Raw genomic sequence first — 19,702 nt, 5'->3', positions numbered from 1 at the left:
GCAAGGCGCCCTGTCGTGGCGGATGCGCGATCACGTCGGATGGTGTGGCGCGGGAGGGGGCGCCTCAGCGCTGGGGGATCGCGCAGGCGCCCGTGCTGCCGGGCAGACGGTGACGGTTGCGGGCGATCACCTGGTAGACCGCCTCGGCGGCCCAGCTCACGGGCGGCACCAGCATCAGCCGTCCGAGCAGCCGCCAGCCGAGCCCCGGCTGCACGGCCAGCAGCACGGCCACGGCACGCGCCCCCGACGCCCGCAGCCCGTCCGGCCCAAGAAGCTGCACCGACTCGGTGACCTGCTGAAGCGTGAGGCCGTGCTCGGCGAGATCCAGCTCCTGGAAGCGCCGCACCTGCGGCATCCGGAGGTGCGCGTGGCCGAATTCCACGCAACGCTGGCAGAACCCGCAGTCTCCGTCGTAGACGAGCACGCCACGATTCTACGCACGGCCCGAGAGCGACGATCGCCGGGAAGCGCCCCGCGCACCCGGCTGTCAGGCGCCGGGGGCGAGGACGGGAAGGCCCCTGGGGGCGCCGTCCTGTATCAGCGACAGCAGCGCCTCGGTGTCGACGTGCTGCTCGATCATGTCGCCGAGGGCGTCGAGGTGCCGTTCGCGCAGGGCCGCGAAGGAGACGTCGGGCGCGGGGACGAAGTCGCGGCCCGCGACCGCCGCCACGTCGGCCAGGAAGGCGCGGCGGAAGCCGTCGCTCTCCAGCGCGCCGTGCCAGGTCGTCCCCCAGACGGCGCCCGCGCGGCAGCCGTCCAGGAACGGCTCGGCCCCGGCGTCGGCGGTCACGATCCCGTGATGGATCTCGTACGCCGCCACGCGCTCACCGTACGCCGTGCCGACCGGTCGCGCGAGCGTCTTCTCCCGGGCGAAGTCGACGTCCGCCGGCAGCAGCCCGAGCCCGTCCACGAGCCCCGCCCCGGACTCGACGTCGTCACGGATCGTGCGGGCGAGCATCTGATAGCCGCCACAGATACCAAGAATCGGGCCTTTCCTATCCAGCAGCGCCTCGGCCAGACCCGTATCGCGCAGCCACGCCAGGTCGGAAACGGTGGCCCGCGATCCCGGCAGGACGACCAGATCGGCGTCCAGGATCTCGGCGGGAGACCTGGCGAAGCGGACCACCACCCCCGGCTCGGCGGCGAGAGCGTCCACGTCGGTGAAGTTGCTGATCCTCGGATAGCGCACCACCGCCACCCGCAGGCTCTCCCGGGCCCCCGCGCTCGCCGGGACGGCCCCCCGGCGGGCGTCGAGCGCCAGCGAGTCCTCCAGGTCCATCCACATCCCGTCCAGCCACGGCAGCACGCCGTACACCGGCCGTCCGGTCAGCCCGGTCAGCATGTCCAGCCCTGGATCGAGCAACTCGCGCGCCCCCCGGAACTTGTTGATCAGAAACCCGCTGACCAGCGCCTGGTCCCCCGCGTCCATCAGCGCCAGCGTGCCGTACAGGGCCGCGAAGACACCGCCACGATCGATGTCCCCCACCACGACCACCGGCATCCCCGCCGCCCGCGCCAGACCCATGTTCGCGATGTCCCCCCGGCGCAGGTTGATCTCCGCAGGGCTGCCCGCCCCCTCGCACACCACCACGTCATAGGACGCCCGCAGCCGCTCCAGCGACTCCAGCGCCACCGCTCTGAGCCGGTCCTTGTGCGCGCCGTACTCCATGGCGTCCACCTCGGCGACCGGCTTGCCGAGCACGACGACCTGGCTCCGCCGATCGCTGCCCGGCTTCAGCAGAACCGGATTCATATCCGCGACAGGCTCCACCCCCGCCGCCCGCGCCTGCGCCGCCTGCGCCCGCCCGATCTCCGCACCGTCAGCCGTCACATACGAATTAAGCGACATGTTCTGCGCCTTGAACGGCGCCACGCGCACCCCGCGCCGAGCAAGCCATCGGCATATACCAGCCGTGACCACACTCTTCCCCGCATCCGACGTAGTCCCCGCCACCAGCAACATCCCGCTCAGCACCCCCCAACCCTCCCAGACCCCAACGCGAACGGGACCACCAGCACAGCGAACTCACCCATTCGAGCCCCCGCACCGCGCCTCACCAGGTGACGTCCCGTGCCCTGCTCCTCGCGTGGACGCGGCGCCCTGGGAACCTCACCGGGCGGAGGCCCTCCCGCCTGCCCTTCTGAGGTATCGGTGGACGGCCAGGACCGCGGTCGCGGCGAGGGCGGCGGAGGTCAGGTTCACGGCGCGGGCCAAGCGTACGGATCGTGAAATGTCGGGAACGGAAGGCGGAGGGCCGTCTCCAAGGTGCGGCCGGTGCTCGATCCGCCCGCCATAGTCGTTACTCCCCCCGAGCCGCACGCCGAGCGCCCCCGCGAAGGCCGCCTCGCACCGTCCGGAATTCGGGGACGGATGCCGGTGGCCGTCCCTGAGCAGCATGGCCGCAGCCGTCCGCGGCGACCCGCCGACCAGTGGGGCCGACAAGCTCGCCAGAACCCCGGTGAGCCGCGCCGGCAGGTAGTTCGCCACGTCGTCCAGCCGCGCGGCGGCCCAGCCGAACACCTCGTACCGCTCCGAACGGTGCCCGACCATCGCGTCCATCGTGTTGACCGCCCGGTACGCCAGCAGCCCCGGCACCCCGGCCACCGCGCCCCAGACCAGCGGCGCCACCACGGCGTCCGAGGTGTTCTCCGCGATCGACTCGACGGTCGCCCGCGCCAGCTCCCCCTCCGACAGCCGGGACGGATCGCGGCCGCACAGGTGCGACAGCCGCCCGCGCGCCGCCGCCACGTCACCCCGTTCCAGCGCGGCGGCCATGAACACGCCCTCCCGTGCCAAACTCGTCCCACCGAGCACGGCCCAGGTCGCGACGGCCGTGACGCCCGTGCGCGCGAGCGGACTGCGCCGGGTCAGCCGCTCGACCGCCACGCCCAAGGCCGCCGCCGACCCCGCGCAGACGGCGACGTATGCCACGCCCCGCACCCGTGTCCGCCCATGGAGACGACTCTCCAGCAGAGACGCGGCCCGCCCGAACAGCGCCACCGGATGCACGGAACTCCGGGGATCGGCGAACACCGTGTCCAAGACCATGCCCAGCGCCAGCCCGACGCCCCGCTCCCGCAGACCCGCCCTCCGCACCCTCGCCCCGGCATGACCCGTACTGGCCCGTTTCACTCCGACCCCCACCCTCTGTCCTCGGAGACATCCATGAGCACCGCGCCACGTCCCCCGTCACGGGGACCTCCGTGCCACGGCGCGCCAGGCTCCCGCGTCGCGGCATGTCCGAATCGTGCCGTGCCGCGCGCCGTCCAGAATTGTGCAGGAACGGGGATGAATCGACTAATGGAGGTGGGACTCCAGCTCGTCCCAGTTGGCGTCCAGCCAGTCGGCGGCCCTCCGGATGCGCTCCCCCGCGCCGCCCTCCCACATGCGGGCCCAGCCCCCGCCGTCCTCGATCGCCCGCGCCCGCATGGCGACATACGAGCGACCGAAACGGAGCCTGCTCAGCTCCAGCAGCCGGCGGCGGTCGCGCCCCTCCAGCCCGTAAGCGTCGCAGAAGACGCGGATGCGCCTGCCGACGTCCACCATGCGGTGCGCCGGATCGCGATCGATGGGGTCGGCGATCGGGGCCCAGTGGCGCAGGGTGGTGACGACGTCGAACAGGCGGGTCGTCGGGCGCGCCATGTCGAAGTCGATGAGAGCCCAGGGCGTGCTGCCGCGGAAGACGACGTTCTCCGGGGTGATGTCGCAGTGGCCGACCAGCTCGGGCTCCGCGTCGTCCCCCGACCCGTCCACCCAGACCGCGTCAGAAGGCGGAACGAACGTGGACACCGCATCATGAAACCGACGCACCAGCCGCCCGAGCCGAGCCAACGCCTCGTCCGTCACCACGTGCGGGGCCAGCGGACGCGTGGCCGCCTGGCCGGGGACGTACGAAAGAACTTCCCTGCCCCGGTCGTCAATACCGAGCACCCGCGGCGCGCCCTCGAAACGCACGGACTCCAGGTGGCGCAGCAGAGCGTGAACCGCGGGACTCGACGGCCCCATCGGCCGCCGCACGGTGTCGCCTACGCGCACGACCCCCTCCGTCACATCACCACCGGTCAGCGATATCTCAGGAAGGGCCGTACGGACGAACATGGCGTCTAATTTTAAGCAGCCCGCCCCACCGACGGCAGCCTTTCCCAGAAAGCAAGCACTTCCCCGTAAACTCCCCGCGCCACCCGCCTTCTCTCCGGCCCGCCCGGTCGCGACGTGGTCCTGGTACCGATCCGCAGTACGCCTCCGCGGCGGAACCACCCCCAACTCTCGGTCTCGACTCTCGGCACGGCCCCTATGTCATGTCATCTGGCATGATTCGATCATGCGCATCGGGACTCTCGGGGCGGCCCGGATCACCCCCACGGCACTCGTCAGGCCCGCCCGCTCCATCCCCGGCGTCGACATCGTGGCCGTCGCCGCGCGCGACCGCTCCCGGGCGGAGCGCTTCGCGGCAAAGCACCGCATCCCCGTCGTCCACCGGTCGTACGAGGCGCTCCTCTCCGACCCGTCCATCGACGCGATCTACAACCCGCTGCCCAACGCGCTGCACGCCGAGTGGACGCTGCGCGCGATCGACGCGGGCAAGCACGTCCTGTGCGAGAAGCCCTTCGCTTCGAACGCCGACGAGGCCACGTCCGTCGCGGAGGCCACGCGGCGCTCCGGCCTGGTCGTCATGGAGGCGTTCCACTACCGCTACCACCCGCTGATGGAACGCGCACTGGAGATCGTCCACACCGAACTCGGCGAGGTCCGGCACGTCGAGACCTGGATGTGCTTCCCGCTCCCCCGCTTCTCCGACATCCGCTACTCACTGGAACTGTCGGGCGGGGCGCTCATGGACGCGGGTTGCTACGCCGTCCACTGCCTGCGCACCCTCGGCCCCGGCGAGCCGTCCGTGGTCTCGGCCGCCGCCCTGCTGCGCTCCCCGGGCGTCGACCGCGCCATGGCCGCCGACCTGCGCTTCCCCAGCGGCGCCACCGGCCGCGTCCACGCCTCGATGTGGTCGGGCGGCCACCCACTCAAGATCGCCGCGCGCGTCGAAGGTGAGCACGGCACACTCCGCATCACCAACTACGTAGCGCCGCAGTACTGGCACCGCCTCACCGTGACCGTGGACGGCGAGCGCCGCCGCGAACGCGTCTCCGGCGAGGCGAGCTACACCCATCAACTCCGCGCCTTCAGAACCGCCGTCCACGACGGCACCCCGACCCTCACCCCACCGGAGGACGCCCTCGCCAACATGGCCGTGATCGACGCCATCTACCGCAAAGCGGGCCTGCCACTCCGCGGCGAACTCTGACCGAACCCGTTCGTCAGCCTTCCGGGAGGTCCCACCAATGGGGGCGGGGAGAGGGAGTAGGCGCGGGGCCGGCCTCCGGGCCGGGAACGACGGTGAGCTCGATCGTGTCGGAGCTGTACGCGCGGGAGCTCTCGACGATCCAGTCGTCCTTTATCCGGTCCGCGGAAACGGGCTCGGGGAAGAAGCCGCCGTCGGCGTAACTCCACCAGAGCTGGTAGACGGCCTTCAACCCGCGCCGATCCAACTCGGCGCGCACGTCCGCGACCGTCTTGCCGCGAACCCGGTAACCGTCCGACCTGTACCCGTCCAAGGCGTCCGCGTACCTGCCGGTCAGAGTAGGAGGCAGGTCGGCGTACGGTTCACCCGGCCTGGCAGGGCGGCCGATCCCGAAGACGAGCTGATCGGGTGAGCCGCCGGACACGGTCAGCGTGGCGCAGAACGCCGACGCGCAGGGCTCTACCGGGGTCAGCGACATGCTCCCTTTCCACACGGAGTCGTCCCCGCTAGGACGTGCCGGGCCGTACAGCTTGCCCACATGGTCGGGCATCGCCGGCACCTGCCTCACCGTGGCGTTCACCCCCACGGCACGGAACGCCTCCTCAAGGCGACGAGGATCGGCGGCGGGGTCGGTGATGGTGATGCTGTAGTCGTCGTCGGCCTTACTGATGGACACGGCCGCGTTGGCGTACTCGGTGACCGGACCACCGATCGGCAGGCCGAACCCGATCGTGACCGCCGCCGCCAAACCGACGACTCCTGCGCCGCCCAGCACTAAGCGCCGCCGCAGCGGCACATTCGGGCGCGGCGAGACGGCGACACGCTCCTCGGACATGATGGACTCCATCAGCATCCGCGCCCCCGCGCCGGACGCGTGGCCCACCGGATCCTCTGCCAGGTCCTCGTCCCGGACCCTGACGAGGCCGGCGATGTCCATCGCGCGCTCGATTCTCACAGTGCGCTCCCTTGGAACTCGACGGTGCGTGGATGGTCGATTCCGGCCTCGGCCAGGCCCCGCGCGAACCGCCTGCGCGCGCGGTAGAGCCGGACACGGACGGCGTTGCGCGAGATGCCGAGCGTCCGCGCGATCTGAGCGGTGTCCAGGTGCTCCCACGCGACCAGCGCCAGAAGCTCCCGGTCACCGTCCGACAAGCCGGCGAAGACCCGTCCTATGTCGGACACGTCCTCCTGCGAACGCTGCGCGAACAGTGGTGAAGCCGAAAGCTGCTCCCGCAGCGCCGCCGTCCGCCGCTCATGACGCCACTCCCCGCGCCGATGATTGGCCAGCACCCTCCGAGCCACCCCGAACAGCCAAAGCCTGGCCTCGTCCCCTTCAGGTATCTCCTCAACCCGCCGCCAGGCGATCGCGAACGTCTCGGCCACCACGTCGGCCGCGTCATCGGGGTCCTCACAGCGACGCAAGGCGTACCCGAGTATCGGACGGTAGGCATGTTCATAGATCTCTATGAACCGTCCGGGGGGATCGGCTCCCATCGGGTCTCCTCATCTGGATCGTCGGTCTTCTGATCCATGTCCGGAATCCCGGGAGCATTACAGGGGTCGGGGCACTCGTCCGTCTTCAGAGGAAGCCGACTCACAGGCGGCCTCCAGCACCACCTGACGACCATCCGCTTCAGCCGACGAGGGAACTGACCTGGACAAATGCACAAACAAGGGCATCGCCTCCCGATAGGGGACGATGCACCGACCAGAGCCCGGCGTGTCCCCCGGGTGCTTCAGCGTGGACGTGGAAGCGCACACAACTCGGACGCGCGGGTGCCGCCCGGGTGGGACACGGCCCACAGGCCATGTCCCACCCGGGCGGCGCACTGGGGCCGCCGTGGTGCTGGAGCTAAGGCCATAGCCGGCTGCACGTGCCTGGGACACGGCCCACGGGCCATGTCCCAGGCAGAGCGCGTGCGCCCGGGCTTCTTAATACAGACACGTAGTTTGTACTGCCGCCAGAGGCACCGTGATAGATGCCCGCAACGGACGTGGGTGATCGCCCAGACACCGAGAGACTCCGCCGTGCTGCGGAACACCGACTCCGGAACCGGGCTCCACCCGCCAACCGCGTATCTCTCCACTCAGGGCAGTACGGCTGGAGCGCCGCTCCGAGGGGACACGGAACAGGGCCGGAAAGGTTCTGTTCCGTGTCCCCTCACACGTTCATGCCAGGGGCCTCTATCCGGCCCTGTCTCCATGTCCCGTCAGGGCTTCAGGCCGGCCCGATCCACGACCTGAGTCTCAAGTTGGGCCGTCCAGTTGAGCGGAGTGCCTGCTTTGACGAAGACCTTGCCGACGTCGGCGTACTCGAAGGTCTGGTCCTTGAGAGTGACCCCGTAAGTGCCCAGAAAGCGGTAGTCCGTGGCGTCCAGGATGAGATCGGACCTAGCCCACGATCCCGCATAACTGAACGCCACCCCCTTTCTGCCATCGGCGTCGGCCACGTCCCGCGTCATCGAAACGCCCGGGATGGTGGGCAGCGCCCGGAAAAGCGCGGCCCGGACCTCAGGTCCGAGTGACTGCTCACTCATCAGCTGGGAGATCGCCTGAAACAACTCCTCCTCTTCCGTCGTGGGAGGCCCGTGATCGACGTCGACAATGGCGCCGACGCGGCTCGCCTGCAACGCGCTTTCGACGCGCTTGATCATCTCCTCGGGAGTGACCGGCCGCTCGGACAACTCGGCCGCGCTGACCCCAGGAGAGGTTCCCTGCACGAGCAGCTTGCCGTCCGGCTGATACCAGGCCACCTGCTTCCCGTCCGAACTGGTCCACTGCTCCCACGTCATGCGCTTCCCGAGATCCCTGCCGAACCCGTGGCTCCCCTCCGCCGCAGGCGCCTGTAGCTGCTTGATGTAAAGCCACTTGCCGGTACCCGCGACCGGTGCGGGCGTACTCTCCGCCGCCTCGGCAGCCCGCTCCCCGAGCTCCCGTACATTCGCCGCCGGCACCATGGCAGGCCCGCCCCGCACCAGAACGATCCCGGCACCGACCAGCACCGCCACCCCCGCCGCGACCGCCACCCGCACCCCCAAGCGAACCACGGAAGACCCACCGCCCCGACCAAGCCCAGCCTTCCTACCCACCCGGCCCCCGCGACCGCCCCGCTCCAGCCCTCCGAGAGCTCCCTTCTCCCCGCCTTCACGACCTTCGCGCTCAGCCCGCATGGCCGCCACCAGCCGCGCCCGAGCCGCCCCTTCGGCCTCCGCCGTCATCTCCGGCGTGTCCCGACGGAACTCCCTGAGACCGACCCCCATCAGAACTCCTCCCCTTCCAGCACGCTCCTGGCCTTCTTCCGCGCCCGATGCAGCCGCGACCGCACGGTTCCCAGGGGAATGTCCAACGCCCGCGCCACCTCCTCGTACGACATGTCCTCCCACGCGACCAGCAACAGCACGTCCCGGTCACCACGCGACAGCGACGCCAGCGCCCCCGCCAGCTCACGCTTCCTGTCCTGCGCCGCCACCCGCCGCTCCACGACGTCCGCCATGGCCTCAGGCAACGGATCGATCCCTGTCCGGTGCAGCGCCCGCAGCAACCGCTCCTCCTGCCGCCGATGCCTGGCGATCAGCGTGGTAGCGATCCCGTACAGCCACGGCCTGGCCTGCGGAAACGACGTATCGAACGCCCCACGCCGCCGGAACGCGGCCAGAAACGTCTCGCCCACGATGTCATCGGCGACCTGCGCACCAAGCCGGCGCGCCACATACCGATGAATCTGCCGCCCATACCGGTCGAACAACACCGCGAACTGCTCAGGATCATCACCAGACCGCCTGATCAGCTCAGCATCATCGATCTCGGCCGCATCAACCCTCAACGGCCACCCCTTCATGAGTCCGCGCCGCCAGACGAAGTGACCGCATCATCACCTCACCAGCAGCGCCTGCGCTTTACCCAGTTGTCTCCCGATCCGCCCACCCAAGTTCTCGACAACCCGCACTCCCCGCCACCCACACCGACGACGAGACACGCCGTCCCGCCTGTCGGTGCGCCCCAGCCCACGTCGCGCGTCGCACCGATCCGCGAGAGACACGCCACGTAGACGGCCTGGCCTCGTGCGCTCTCACTCACCCCGGTCGATGTTCGTGTCGCGCAGCGTGCCTCATCGTCCTGGTGCACGCCCTTCTGTCGGCGCCGTCTCAGCATGATGCGGGACGGTTGATCCCGATGCCCTGCACGGCGCCCGCCCAACTCCGCATCCCGCTCACCGCGTACGCCCAAGCGCGACAGCACCTGAAAGTCCGAAGATCACCCTAGAGAGACCTCCGCCAGACGATCACACCCACCGACCGAAGACACCGATCTCAGGCCCCCGGCCACCCACCTGCCCCCCGCCCTGCCAGGCCATAGACTCCCACAAGCCATGACCGGCCCACCCGCCCCCGCAAGGTACACGGCCACTCCTGGGATCATGCACAATTAACCGAGAGCGCCCTTAGCTCAGCTGGACAGAGCACCGGACTTCTAATCCGACGGTCGCAGGTTCGAATCCTGCAGGGCGCGCCCTCCAGACCAGGTCATCTACCCTCTGACCTGGTCTTTCCTCTTGATCGGCGATCGTCGCCACCTGCAGCCGCATGCCACCGAATGCAGCCCCAGGCGGGTACTTGCGGGATATATGCGGGATGAAAACCGCGCCTTTTGCCCAGCTCAGACACACAAAATCGAAGGGCCACGGTCATCCGTGGCCCTTCGCAGAGTGATCGTCTTCAGGTCGTCAGCGCGTCCGCTATCCGCTGGTTGGCGATCTCTCGCTGCCCATCGATGCACTTGGCGTACACCCGAAGCAGCACGTCCACACTGTGCCCTGCCCGCTCAGCGACGTCCGGAGCCGGAACCCCGGAGTTGAGCCAGAGCGAGACCGCCGCATGCCGCAGGTCGTACGGCCTGCCTGCCAAGGATGACGCGACTTGATCAGGTGTCAGCGCGTACATCCGCGCTTCCTTCCATACCTTGGCGTAGGCCGTCGTGGAGAAGACGCCGCCGGTCGCAGTGCGAAACAGCCGCCCGTCAGCCGCGGCGCCATGCTCCTCGATGTGCGCGCGGAGGATCTTCACCAGCTCAAGCGGGATCGGCACATCGCGTATGGCCTTGCGTCGACGCTGCTTGAGCCCACGAACATCATGCGTCTCGCCTGAGTCGGAGAACCGCCGCCCACTTTCCGGACGAGTCTCCTCCAAGGTCAGCAGGCCCCACCCGGTTTCGGGTAGGTGACAGTCCTTCTCGCGGAGCCCCGCCGCCTCAGCAGGCCGCAGGCCGGCGAAGTACATGCAGGCAAACATCCCAGCCAGCATCGCTCCGCGGGCCCGGCCCACATAGGTGACCGCCGCCAGGAGCTCCCGAGCCTGCGTCGGATTGACCACCACGCGCCGATCTACCTCGCCCGAGATCTTCGCGAGCTTCTACTTCACCCGGTCCAGCGGATTCGCCGAAAGTTCCCCAGCTCAACCGCGTAGCCAAGCGCGTGATGAAACACCGCGCGCTTGCGCCGGAAGGTAGGGTCAGCCGCCCGTGTGCCGCCGAGGTTGACGGATATCGCCGCCAACACAGCGCGCACGGTCTTGGCCTCCTCCAACTCGATGACGGTCAGCGAAGCCGCGGAGAGCCAGCGCATCGCCGCCGTCTGCTCAGGATCGAGGAGCGCCCGCCGGTCGTCGGGTAGGAAAACGTGGTTGCGAAGGACCGCCCGCAGCGTTGCGGTATCAGGCTTGCCCGGACGGTCATGCAGCAGCGCGAGCGTGACGCCTGTCATGGTGTCCGTCATGCCCTCACGGGACTTGGCCGCGGAGTGAGGCCACTTGGCCAAGACGTACGCCTGTGCGAACTGCAGCGAGTTTCGCGCGTTCTTAGCCTTGATCATCGACTCGGCAGGCCGGTTTCCAGCTCGAACGCCTCGCCCCGCTTGGCCGTCCACTTGGCCGCTTGTCGCATATCGGACAGGAAGCTCTCGGCCAAACCCTTGGTGCGGAAGCTCTTCGTTTCCCCCGCCGGCCAACCTTCCAGCGCACCTCGAACAAGGCGGTCCTGCTGGATTGGTTGCGGCGGATGTCCCAGAACTTCACGTCATAGCTGGTGTTCACGCAGCCCAGGTGGCGCCAGGTCCACGCGATCATGCGCGAACACATCCTCGCCGGCCAGTACAAGCCAGGCGAGCGCATCCCCTCCCTCATCGCCATCATCGAAGAGTTCGGCATCGCCAACGCCACCGCCCAGAAGGTCATGCGCGCCCTACGAGCAGACGGCCTCATCCACACCGAACCCGGCATGGGCTCCTTCGTCACCGACTCAGACGAGCGCGAGCTCCCCAAGCCCGAGTAGCCGCCGGCCAGCTTGAGACCCGGGGCCAGCTACCAAGCGAGCCAGTCCCATCGGATGAGGACTTTCTTCACGTCTTCCAGTCAAGGCGGCCCGCCGGGCGGTCTGCGTGCCCGACTGCGGCTCTTCGGCCGGTCTGGGCACGCACCGCCCCGCGCGCCCGAGAGGCTGGCAGAAGCCACCACTTGAGCACCTAAGGGTTCGGCTGGCTGCCTGAACCGCTGGCGCGCTTTGCGGATGACGCGATCGCGCTTGCCACACACGGTTGACGGGCTTGTGGGCGAGCATCCACCCAGTTCGTAGCCATCTCAAGGCGAGTGAAGAGCGCTGGAATGTGACCGGTAGCGCAACTTTCTCCATGGCGGCAGCATTCTCGGTATGACGAGAAAGCGATCCAAGGCCGGCTACAGCTCTCCACGGAATCCGGTATGGGAGAAGCGGGGCTTGTACATGAATTCAGCCCTGAAGGAAACGGATCTGAAAGAGTACTCAGAGATTTCGCCTTCCACTGCGCGTGATGCGGGTACAACTTACGATGAGTTCTGCGGTGCGTCCAGCCTGATCCCGACGCCACTTGGGTGGGGGCTACTTCATTGCACAGTAAGAGATAAGCGCGGACGTCAGGCAAGGGCGACCCTAGCGACCGATTATCTCACTTATCACCGTACCTTCGTTGAGGCTGCTACTAACCCAAACCGCGGCGTAGGCATCGAACTCGCGGTGGCTCGCTACTCATACATGCGGGCAGGTTGGCCTGGGCCTCTCAGGCAGGGTGGGAGTTGGCCCGCCGGAGGTCCCATTCCATGGAATGCGACCTACCGTGATGCATGTCCTGAACTAATCGCCGCACACCATCTGCACGGCCTGCAGTCTGCTCCGTCAGGGGTAGCTAGAGCAATTCGCGTCGAACTTGCCAAAGGCTCGAATGGAGCCAAGTGGATCATGCTGGAGGATGAACCGATCCAAGCACCCTCAATGATCCAGATTTCAGACTCCAGCACCTCGTTCTACGTCCCGCCTGGGGTCGCCGTAATGCCAGGGTGGCCTTTCCGTGCAGAGCCCACCCCCTGCCCCCTACCTGCCTGCGCGTGTCGAATACAATCGGGAGATTCGAGACCGAATCACGAAGGAGTGGGAGAGTGACTTTTGCAGATGAACTTATCCATCAGTACGGACTTCATGCCGCACTCGCCCTACCGCTGCCCGCTTGATATATACGCCAGGGGAAACGGCTTATGCAAGTCATCCAAAGTCGGCTCCGGCGATTTGGTTTCTGCCTGCGACAGGTGGGGCGAAGGCTTCTGCTATGGCTGCTGGCAGATGAGGCCGGGGAGGCGTCTGCGGTCGACAGGGTGACGGTCGGCAGCGACGCGGGAGGAGAGGACTTCCTGAGGCGAACCCAGCGGACAAAGCTATGAGGCACTCACGGTGGGGCTGTCAGGCGTCAACGTGGCGGTGCATCCGGCCTTGACCGCGACTCGTTTGAGGTTGATCGTCAGATCGGTCGTGGACGCGTTCCTTCGACCGCTGGTCCCCAATGAGGTCTGGGAGTTGTTCCAGCGGGTGGTTCGCCGGCGCCGACACCGCCACAAGGTGGCGGGCGGCCGCGGGTGGACGACCGGAGGATCCTGGCGATGATCGTGTACGTGGCCACCAGCGGGTGTGCGTGGCGGCAACTGCCGCCGACCTTCCGTTCTCCTAGCAGACGTGCACCGCTGCTTCACCGAGTGGACCACCGCCCGAATGCGGGTCAAGCTGTACCGGCTCCTGCTGGACGAGCTGGGCGCACGCGGAGAGCTGGACTGGTCGCGATGCGCGATCGACTCGGTCAGCGTGCGAGCGGTCACATGGGCGACCTGACAGGTCCGAATCCTGTCGATCGCGGCAAGAACGGCTCGAAGATCCACCTCATCACCAAACGGACAGGTCTGCCGATCTCTGTCGCGATCAGCACCGCCAATGCCCATGACAGCCTGGCGCTGGCGCTATTAGTACGTGTCATCCCGCGTGTCAGCCATCCATCACAGGGACACCAAGTTCGTTCAGCAGGCGGTTGATGGCGGGGTCGACGGCGTGCAAGATTACGCCGCGCATTCCGCGCGTGGCCAGGACCCGATACGTATGGCGAACCAGTGCATCGAAGTCTCGGGCGCTGTATTGGTCCGATCTTTGTTCGCCTGTCGAACCGTGACCCAGCCCGAAGGAGTCCACGTCAAGTCGGGGCCGATGATGACCCCGGCGTAGTCGAACTCGAAGCCTTGAGCGCTGTAGATGCAGCCGATCTGGCCGAACCCGGCTGAATCAGTGGCCCACAGCGGCCATGGCGGGATGCCGTTGATCGGCTCTTCTGCCTGAAGGTTCCACGGACGTTCCCAGCCGGGGAGCTTCACGTCCACTGGGAGAGGATCCTCAGCGGAAGGTTCGCTCCACGGCCAGCAGAAGCCAGCCATGATGCGCGCGGTGTGGCCTTCCGCCACCCGCTCGCGGAGGAACGTCTCCATTACGGCAGGATCGTGGACGACCTGGAGGGTAAAGCCGTCGGTCGGCTGCCACATGGGCTTACCGTTGGTGGGGGCCAACTTCAGCAGCCGCTCGACCCAGTCGACATAGGTGGGCGAGCCAGCGCAGCGGAACTGATGCCGTAAATCGATGCGGTTCACCGAGCATCCAGCGCGAGCGGCAGCTTCTTCGATGAGGCCCACGGAGCCGAGCTCGTCACGGCGCACGATCTGAAATTCGTCGAGCAGGAAGACCGGTACGTGTGCGGCGTTGATCAGCTCATCAACCTGGGGAGGAGCTATCCGCAAGTCATCTGTCGAACGGCGGTCCCGCGAGGTGCGCCGAATGCGGTGCGCTTCATCGGCGATCAGAACGTCGAGATCATTGGGGGCGGCGTCGGTGAAGTTGTTGAAGTAGGCGAACCCACCACGGGCCTTGCCGGGCAGACCCGCACGTAATCGGAGCGTTTGGGTGAACGAGCGGCTACCGGTCGCGTGCATCGTCCGGGTGCCCTGCCGGTTCAGCGCGCCGAGCAGCTCAACGGCAATCACGCTCTTCCCGGTGCCCGGACCACCCACGATAACGACCACTTCCTTACGGCTTCCTCGTTCCCCTCGCTTGGCCCGCTTGACCAGAGCCCTCACGTAGTCGTAGGCCTCCCGCTGTTCATCCAGCAGGGGGAAGACGCTCCGGGCGCGGACGGCCTCCGCGACCTTGGTCATCAGGCCCTCGGTGGGGACGACAACCGCCTCGAGCAGATCATCGGCGTGCTCTGCGGATCGCTCGGCCGACAGAACTGATTGCAGCGTCGCCTGGAACTCTTTCCGCTGGTCCTTGCCCAATAAGCGCACCCATCGGGGAATCGCGGGATCAAGTCCCTGGGCGTCGGGATGAATCTCAGCCACCTGCTCAGTGGGGGCGTTGTGGAGGTTGACCACGCCACACACGGTTGCGGTACGGAGCAGCGGGACGAAATCGGCCAGCACATGCCGATATCCCCACACCTGGTTGGCCGGGTGCAGAGTCGGCTTGCCGTCGCGGCTGATGCGCACAAGCTCCGATTCGGGCACGGGCTGCACCCATGACCACTGCTTGTTTTCCACCACGACCACCGACATCCGTCCCGACGCGGGGGAGGTGCCGATCAGGACCATGTCCATGCGCACGTCGGTGATCGGAGTCTTCATCTCCAACAGCACGGTCACACCATCGAGCCCGGCGCCGAGCAGGGCAGTCACGACCGTGGGGATGCTGTTGACCCACGAGCGGACTTCGCTCGGGCTCGGCTCCTGCCACAGCAGTTCCCTATGGGCGTCGACGAGCCGCTGCGTCAGACCACCTTCAGCTATGGTGTCGGCGAGTTCACGCGCCGTTGCGCGGTGCAGGCAGAAAGTCGCCATGGATTGTGCTCCGGATCAAGGCTCGTTGCTCAGGCGGGAATCTCGGTGCGGAAGATGCGGTCGCGGTGCCAGGCGAAATACGGCTCGCGCATCTGGCTCCACCAGTGTGTGAGCCGGCCCTTCAGGTGCAGCTCGACATGCGACCTGACGCTCGGCTCGCGCAGCGCAGCTGGGCTGATGAGGAGCGTTCCTCCCGGACCCACGGCCACGTAGCCATGCTCGTAAAGGGCGTCGCAGCCGAGGATGCAGTTGAGCATCGCGACATTGGCCAGATCGCGGCGCTCCGACTCGGTGCAGTGGGTCCGCTTCTTGATATGCGCGGCAACGAGAAACCGGCGCTCGAAGGTGCGGCCACACAACGCGCAGATCCCGGTGGCACCGGGCAGCAGGAATCGCTTCAGTCGGGTTTGCTCGCCACGGCTGACTTGCTGGACCTGGCGCTCAAGCTCGCCGCTGAAGGCGGGTGCCTCGGTGGCTTCGTCATCATGAAGTATCACGGTGTCCGAAGGGAGAAGGGCTACGTCACCGATGGCGACCTGGGCGAGGTCGATCAGATTATCCGCCGCCACACCCTCCGCAACGTAAGGGTTCTGCACGAACCAGCCGGGTCCGACTGTGGGCAGAGCTTGGCGGACGTCCTCAATGGGGATGTTGCAGCCGCGAAGGTCGTCGAGAGCGTACATGAACTCCCACGTCTGGCCCTCGTCGTCCTGCCCCCACAGGCGGCGCGCCAGCGCGGGGTTGTGGAACGTGTAGGTCACCAACCCGCCGAGATAGAGACGCTTTTGACCGTAGAAGAAGACGTAGTCGCCCGGGCGGAGCTTACGGTACTTGCCGACGTTGACGTTCTTTTTGCCGGGCGTCATGCCCCACATCGGAGCGCTGCCCGAAGGGTGAAGTTGCTGGAGCCACTGTAGGTCGACACCCAGGACATCGGCGTGATCGGCAAGAAGGACCGGGCTCTTGATGGTGTCGTCGTAGTGTTGGCGTACCGATGGAGTGGCCAGGCTGGCTGGCTGCATGATCACTCGCATGGGCCCGACTCCTTCAGCGCCGTGTGCTTGACCGCACGCCCTCGGGCGAGATACGCCGGGTAGCGCGTCTCGTCCAATTCCTGGCGCACTGCGTCGGCTTGGACGTGGTTGTCCATAATGGCACTGGCCTGCTCCGCCGTGAGCCATTTGTGCAGCTACAGACGATAGTCCAACTTGGTAGCAAGGTCTATATGGCGGGCGTGGCGCCACGCTGCGTCTGAACCCCTGTTCAATCCGGACGTGGTCCGCTGTGATGCCTCACTCGAAGGACGCTTTAAGCGGCGAAGGTTCGCTCTATCCACCATGCATGGGCTCATCATGAAGGTGTGAGGCGTAAGTTGCGGGTGCTGGCATAGGTCGGGGTTGCGTCCACGGACGTGGTGTAAGAGTTTCCCCTGATGACAAGCGTGGCGTCGTGAAATGAGGACGGCCATCGCGTGATCCTTCGTGATTGCGATCAAGACCGAAGGAGAACAAGGCGATGGCCGTGAACGACAGTGTGGACCCCGCCGGCTGGTTGGCGAAGCAGATCGAACAGCAGGATCCGGATCTGTTGCGATCCATGGTGAAGACCATGGCCGAAGCGTTGATGTCGGCCGAGGCCGACAGCCGGTGCGGGGCCGGATACGGCGAGCGCAGCAGCGAGCGCACCAACTCCCGCAACGGATATCGCACCCGTGACTGGGATACTCGGGCCGGCACCGTCGAGCTGGCGATCCCGCTCCGGCAGGGGTCCTACTTCCCCGACTGGCTGCTGGAGCGCCGCCGCCGGGCCGAGCAGGCGCTCATCAGCGTCGTGGCCACCTCCTACCTGCTGGGAGTCTCCACCCGCCGGGTGGACAAGCTGGTCGAGCAACTGGGCATCACCGGCATCTCCAAAAGCCAGGTCAGTCAGATGGCCAAGACCCTGGACACCCAGGTCGAGGCGTTCCGGACCCGCACCCTGGACGCCGGGCCTTACACCTTCCTGTGGCTGGACGCCCTGACCCAGAAAGTCCGAGAAGGCGGCCGGATCATCAACGTGCACGTCCTGGTCGCCACCGCCGTCAACGCCAACGGGCAGCGGGAGATCCTCGGCCTGGAGATCAGCAGCCGTGAAGACGGCGCCGGCTGGCTGTCCTTCTTGCGCGGCCTGGTCGCCCGCGGCCTGTCCGGGGTCCACCTGGTCATCTCCGACGCACACGCCGGGCTGGTGGACGCCATCGGCGCCTGCCTGCCAGGAGCGTCCTGGCAGCGTTGCCGCACCCACTACCTGCGCAACCTGCTCACCTGCGTCCCCAAATCCGCCCAGCCCTGGGTCGCCACCCTGGTACGCACCATCTTCGACCAAGACGGTCCCGAAGCCGTGCTCGCCCAGCACCAGTGGGTCATCGACGCTCTGGCCACCAAGTACCCAGCCGCCGCCGATCACCTGGAGACCTCCCGCGAGGACCTGCTGGCCTTCGCTGCCTTCCCCAAAGAGATCTGGAAACAGATCTGGTTCAACAACCCCCAGGAACGGCTGAACAAGGAGATCCGCCGCCGCACCGACGTCGTCGGCATCTTCCCCGACCGGCCCGCCATCATCCGCCTCATCGGCGCGGTGCTGTCGGAACAGACCGACGAATGGAGCGAAGCCCGCCGCTACATGGGCGTGGAAGTCCTGGCCAAAGCACGACTGAAACTCATCCACGGCGACACGCCGACCACGCATCGACTCCCCGACACACTCACCGCTTAACCTGCAGAAACAGATCACGCGAAGACTGACTCATACACCACTTCGCTGGACGTGACCAGGGGCCAGGACGGTGATGGCCAGGACGGTGGGGTGCCTTCGAGCTACCGGCTTTCCTCGTCGTTCGGTCGTCACGCTCCCTCTCCTCAGTCCAGCCGGCGGCGCGCCCAAGCCACAACCAGTCCTGACGCGGACAACCTCGCGATAGTCGCCCGTCCCACACCCCGCCCCGGCGGAACGGTTCCCGGTAAGGCCACCCCACCCAAGATCGGCCTCTAGTGGGCCGCGAGGGGGACGCCGGTGTCTGGACTGAAGAACGCAGGAGCGGAGCGACAGAGTGGCGAAGGAAGACACCGGTCCGAAAGCCCCCCGAGCCGTGCCGCCGAAGGCGGCGCGGGTGAGCGCGCCGGGGCCGCTCCCGGCGTGACCGCGGTCTGGCTCACGTCTCTCCGGGCGCCGGCGGAGCCCCCCTCTCCCATGTTGGGTATTCGCGTTATGTCCAGGAAATCGTTCATAACCCCGTTATAGGGAGAAGCCTGGAAAGTCCAGGATAAATATTATTTCCACCCGAATGAGCGATACCCGCCCCGCCGAATCAACATCACATTCACATAACGCTTCCCCGAACTTGACCTGCGTCGTTTACGGAAAGTCACGGTGAGGTCAGGCGGGAAAGAGCAGGTCAGCGGCGAGTTCGCGCAGCTCGCCAGGGGTTGCCGCCCACACGCGGTCACATGCGGGGGTCAATCAATCACACTTCGTACTTCTTGACCTTTTTTCTGGTCTTCTGGATCAATCATGAGGCTTCACCTCACCCCCCTATTACCAGGATCTGTGGCCCGGAACCAGAGTGACACCATCGCCTTCCACATCCCCGTTCTCCGGGGCCTTCGGAGCCCGTCCGCGGCTCGGGTCCCGGACGCCGCGCCGTGCGGCGGCACTCCCGGTGACGGCGCCGGCGACGGTGCTGGCGACGGCGGTGGCGGCACTGCTGCTGATCATGGGGGCCATCGGCGCCGCCGCCCAGGACACTCCCGACATCCACCTGCGCCTCTCCTCCTCGGCGGCCCCCTGCGCCGCCCCCGCGCATCCCCCGGTGCTCGGGGACACCCCGGCGGCCCGGGGAGCCGATCGGGTGGAGGTGGCGGACGGGTACGGCGGGCCGATCGGGTGGCGGCTCGCCACGGCCTGCGGCGACGGCCTGAGCGCGTCCACGAACGACTTCTCCGACGGCGACGACAAGCTGCAGCACGCCGGGGCCGGTGAGATTCACCCCCCGGAGCGGGACGACACGGTTACGGCCCACCACACGGGGCTGGCGGACACCTGTCCGGAAACAGCGGGGGCCCGCGGTCCCCCGTGTGCCGGACGCCGCCTCTAGGCGGTCTCCGCCGTGCTACCCCCCGCCCAGCGTGTGGCCGGGGTGGATCGTCC

The 19,702-nt window shown here is 67.3% G+C and carries 16 protein-coding genes, 1 tRNA gene and 1 pseudogene; 6 read left to right on the top strand and 12 right to left on the bottom strand.

Translation table 11 applies throughout. The features are described 5' to 3' along the window. Positions 1–64: 64 nt before the first annotated feature. The 4 genes from BJ981_RS20975 to BJ981_RS20960 all read right to left on the bottom strand — a co-directional run bounded on the left by BJ981_RS20975 (position 65) and on the right by BJ981_RS20960 (position 4,036). Positions 65–424 carry a thiol-disulfide oxidoreductase DCC family protein gene (locus BJ981_RS20975; protein ID WP_184612993.1) on the bottom strand — a complete coding sequence of 120 codons (360 nt, stop codon included), beginning with the start codon at positions 422–424 and terminating at the stop codon, positions 65–67. A 63-nt stretch (positions 425–487) separates the two neighbouring features. Then, positions 488–1,963, bottom strand: coding sequence for a cobyric acid synthase (locus BJ981_RS20970; RefSeq protein WP_184616281.1), 1,476 nt, complete (start codon positions 1,961–1,963; stop codon positions 488–490). A gap of 147 nt (positions 1,964–2,110) precedes the next feature. Beyond that, positions 2,111–3,082 carry a cobalamin biosynthesis protein gene (locus BJ981_RS20965; RefSeq protein ID WP_260325175.1) on the bottom strand — a complete coding sequence of 324 codons (972 nt, stop codon included), beginning with the start codon at positions 3,080–3,082 and terminating at the stop codon, positions 2,111–2,113. A gap of 216 nt (positions 3,083–3,298) precedes the next feature. Next, positions 3,299–4,036: a phosphotransferase gene (locus BJ981_RS20960; RefSeq protein ID WP_239139769.1), complete on the bottom strand. Its 738-nt coding sequence runs from the start codon at positions 4,034–4,036 to the stop codon at positions 3,299–3,301. A 286-nt stretch (positions 4,037–4,322) separates the two neighbouring features. Between BJ981_RS20960 and BJ981_RS20955 the strand changes: the two genes are divergently transcribed. Next, positions 4,323–5,300 carry a Gfo/Idh/MocA family protein gene (locus tag BJ981_RS20955; RefSeq protein WP_184612991.1) on the top strand — a complete coding sequence of 326 codons (978 nt, stop codon included), beginning with the start codon at positions 4,323–4,325 and terminating at the stop codon, positions 5,298–5,300. Between the two features lie 13 nt (positions 5,301–5,313). On the opposite strand, the gene BJ981_RS20950 is transcribed toward BJ981_RS20955, so the two are convergent. From BJ981_RS20950 to BJ981_RS20935, 4 genes are all read right to left on the bottom strand, one after another. Continuing rightward, on the bottom strand, positions 5,314–6,252 hold the full coding sequence (locus BJ981_RS20950; RefSeq protein WP_184612990.1) for a hypothetical protein: 939 nt from the start codon (positions 6,250–6,252) through the stop codon (positions 5,314–5,316). Further along, the gene (locus BJ981_RS20945; protein WP_184612989.1) at positions 6,249–6,791 is read right to left on the bottom strand and encodes an RNA polymerase sigma factor; all 543 of its coding nucleotides are present in this window, start codon (positions 6,789–6,791) and stop codon (positions 6,249–6,251) included. The genes BJ981_RS20950 and BJ981_RS20945 overlap by 4 nt, the downstream gene beginning before the upstream one ends. A 716-nt stretch (positions 6,792–7,507) precedes the next feature. Continuing rightward, on the bottom strand, positions 7,508–8,557 hold the full coding sequence (locus BJ981_RS20940) for a CU044_5270 family protein (RefSeq protein ID WP_184612988.1): 1,050 nt from the start codon (positions 8,555–8,557) through the stop codon (positions 7,508–7,510). Next, positions 8,557–9,120, bottom strand: coding sequence for an RNA polymerase sigma factor (locus BJ981_RS20935; RefSeq protein WP_239139768.1), 564 nt, complete (start codon positions 9,118–9,120; stop codon positions 8,557–8,559). Before BJ981_RS20935 ends, BJ981_RS20940 begins: the two co-directional genes overlap by 1 nt. Positions 9,121–9,732: 612 nt before the next feature. Between BJ981_RS20935 and BJ981_RS20930 the strand changes: the two genes are divergently transcribed. Then, positions 9,733–9,806, top strand: a tRNA-Arg gene (locus BJ981_RS20930). Between the two features lie 206 nt (positions 9,807–10,012). Here BJ981_RS20930 and BJ981_RS39270 read toward each other — a convergent pair. Both BJ981_RS39270 and BJ981_RS39265 read right to left on the bottom strand, forming a co-directional pair. Further along, positions 10,013–10,669 carry a tyrosine-type recombinase/integrase gene (locus tag BJ981_RS39270; RefSeq protein WP_275422351.1) on the bottom strand — a complete coding sequence of 219 codons (657 nt, stop codon included), beginning with the start codon at positions 10,667–10,669 and terminating at the stop codon, positions 10,013–10,015. 41 nt (positions 10,670–10,710) lie between these two features. Next, entirely contained in the window at positions 10,711–11,067 is a 357-nt protein-coding gene (locus tag BJ981_RS39265) for a hypothetical protein (RefSeq protein WP_184612986.1), read from the bottom strand. Positions 11,068–11,375: 308 nt separating this feature from the next. Here BJ981_RS39265 and BJ981_RS20915 point away from each other — a divergent pair, with 308 nt between their 5' ends. Together BJ981_RS20915 and BJ981_RS20910 are read left to right on the top strand one after the other, a co-directional pair. Beyond that, positions 11,376–11,621, top strand: coding sequence for a GntR family transcriptional regulator (locus BJ981_RS20915; protein ID WP_275422350.1), 246 nt, complete (start codon positions 11,376–11,378; stop codon positions 11,619–11,621). 1,503 nt (positions 11,622–13,124) lie between these two features. Next, a pseudogene (locus BJ981_RS20910) lies at positions 13,125–13,630 on the top strand (IS5 family transposase); the annotation flags it as partial. Positions 13,631–13,699: 69 nt separating this feature from the next. Here the strand turns inward: BJ981_RS20910 and BJ981_RS20905 are convergent. Next, positions 13,700–15,517, bottom strand: coding sequence for a DNA/RNA helicase domain-containing protein (locus tag BJ981_RS20905; protein WP_184612983.1), 1,818 nt, complete (start codon positions 15,515–15,517; stop codon positions 13,700–13,702). Positions 15,518–15,546: 29 nt separating this feature from the next. Further along, positions 15,547–16,551: a hypothetical protein gene (locus BJ981_RS20900; RefSeq protein WP_184612982.1), complete on the bottom strand. Its 1,005-nt coding sequence runs from the start codon at positions 16,549–16,551 to the stop codon at positions 15,547–15,549. Between the two features lie 481 nt (positions 16,552–17,032). Here BJ981_RS20900 and BJ981_RS20895 point away from each other — a divergent pair, with 481 nt between their 5' ends. Both BJ981_RS20895 and BJ981_RS20890 read left to right on the top strand, forming a co-directional pair. Next, a complete protein-coding gene (locus BJ981_RS20895; protein WP_184611101.1) occupies positions 17,033–18,271 on the top strand; it encodes an IS256 family transposase in 1,239 nt (412 codons plus the stop codon). Between the two features lie 943 nt (positions 18,272–19,214). Next, on the top strand, positions 19,215–19,649 hold the full coding sequence (locus BJ981_RS20890) for a hypothetical protein (RefSeq protein ID WP_184612981.1): 435 nt from the start codon (positions 19,215–19,217) through the stop codon (positions 19,647–19,649). Positions 19,650–19,702: the final 53 nt, after the last annotated feature.

It is taken from the genome of Sphaerisporangium krabiense (assembly GCF_014200435.1).
Lineage (GTDB): Bacteria > Actinomycetota > Actinomycetes > Streptosporangiales > Streptosporangiaceae > Sphaerisporangium > Sphaerisporangium krabiense.
This window is presented reverse-complemented; position numbering and strand designations above follow the sequence as displayed.